The sequence below is a fragment of the Paraburkholderia sp. RL18-085-BIA-A genome (assembly GCF_046027075.1).
GTDB lineage: Bacteria > Pseudomonadota > Gammaproteobacteria > Burkholderiales > Burkholderiaceae > Paraburkholderia.
The window spans coordinates 1-1,687 of record NZ_JARESU010000389.1; the positions used below are offsets into that span (position 1 = coordinate 1).

Sequence of the window (1,687 nt, forward strand, 5' to 3'; positions counted from 1 at the left end):
ACGCCCAAATGGCTCGAACTCCTGGACGCTCAATCTCGTTGGAATCTCTTGCCACGACGGGGTTTGGGCCATTTCGACCTTCAAAGCATGGGGATTCTAGCCGATTCGTGTCAGGCTGCTCGAACCCAAGCCCGGCGGCCCTTTCAGCCGATTCCGCCAGCTGGAAAAACCCGCAACCAGTTGATAGCGAAAGTGGACGTGTCCTGACGCTCACATTACATCGACGTCATGTCTGGATCTGGACGCCGGGAGTGAGCCGCCAATTATTCCTTGCATCCATGAGACGAGGACGTTCACCGAACACGAAAGTGACCAGGTCACGCGTGCCGCGATAGGCGACGAACCGCTGGCAGAAAAATCGCTATGTGGCTGACTCCGAGGCCCGAAAGCCTTGAATTTATGCGTGTGGCTTTGCGTACCAGACTTGACCGGACAAGCGTCCCGATTCATGACATTTTTGTCATTTCCCGTCCATCTCGGCGCAAGGATGGTCTTTCTATATTTATCTGGCTGCCGTTTTGGAGAGCAAGCACTACCGAGGCGATGCCAATAGAGTTGCCAGTATTATCCTTCGAGTTGGTAATCCCTGCCGCAGCTAGCATGGTTGGGTCCAAGGAAGTCGCACCGTGCAAAGCATGACCTGGCAGCAGGTGGGCGAGGAAGTTTTCCGACCCGCGCAGTGGATGGCTAACGTACAAGCGGTTTGGCCGTTCTCCTGCCACCGTCGCGGGAAACAAAAAAAACTTGCGCATTCGCCGTTGGGGCATAAACGGTTCTACAGAGCCTACGGCGACACTGCCCATACCTTGGTATTTTCTTGAAATTGCCGCGCGGCGCGCAGCGGCGCCAAGCTTAGACGTATCGTACGCTACTCAATTAACTCAGGCTCAACACGACACGCTGCGCAGATGCAATCAGCGTCGGGTACTATCTACATTGTATGCACGACTTGCTGTGCGAAAGGGTTTTCATCATGCGTATTCTGATCGTCGAAGACGAACCGAAAATGGCCTCGTACCTTCGCAAAGGCCTGATGGAGGCAAGCTTCACCGTCGATGTCTCTAACGATGGCAACGACGGTTTGTTCCTCGCGCTCCATGAAGACTACGATCTCATCGTACTCGACGTCATGCTCCCGGGCATCGACGGGTTTGAGGTACTCAGGCGCCTGCGAGCTAAAAAACGCACACCCGTGCTCCTCCTGACGGCGCACGATGCGGTCGAAGACAAAGTCGCCGGACTTGAATCGGGGGCGGACGATTACCTGGCGAAGCCGTTCGTCTACTCCGAATTTCTTGCGCGGATTCGCGCGGTGCTGCGCAGACCCACGCAATCGGTCGACACTGCGCTGCGTGTCGGCGATATGGAAATCGACCTCCTCAGGCGCCGTGTGCGGCGCGGTGACGTCCGCATCGACCTGACTGCGCAGGAATTCACGCTTGTGAAACTCCTCGCCGAGAGGCAGGGTGAAGTGATCACGCGCGCAGTCGTCACGTCACACGTCTGGGACATGAACTTCGACAGCGATACGAACGTCGTTGAAGTGGCTGTCAGGCGTCTGCGCGCAAAGATCGACAACCCATTCGAGAAGAAACTGCTCCATACGGTCCGGGGCATGGGCTATGTGATGGAAGAGCGGCCATGATTACCGCCGACGGGGCGTACTCGCTGCTCAGGCGTCTGAGTG

The 1,687-nt window shown here is 56.6% G+C and carries 2 protein-coding genes; both read left to right on the forward strand.

Going from position 1 to position 1,687, the window contains the following annotated elements:
* On the forward strand, positions 1–207 hold a 207-nt coding region (locus tag P0D89_RS52665; protein WP_408371089.1), incomplete at its 5' end, for a hypothetical protein.
* A gap of 766 nt (positions 208–973) precedes the next feature.
* Positions 974–1,645, forward strand: a complete 672-nt coding sequence (locus P0D89_RS52670; protein ID WP_408371091.1) for a heavy metal response regulator transcription factor — start codon at positions 974–976, stop codon at positions 1,643–1,645.
* Positions 1,646–1,687 lie beyond the last annotated feature (42 nt).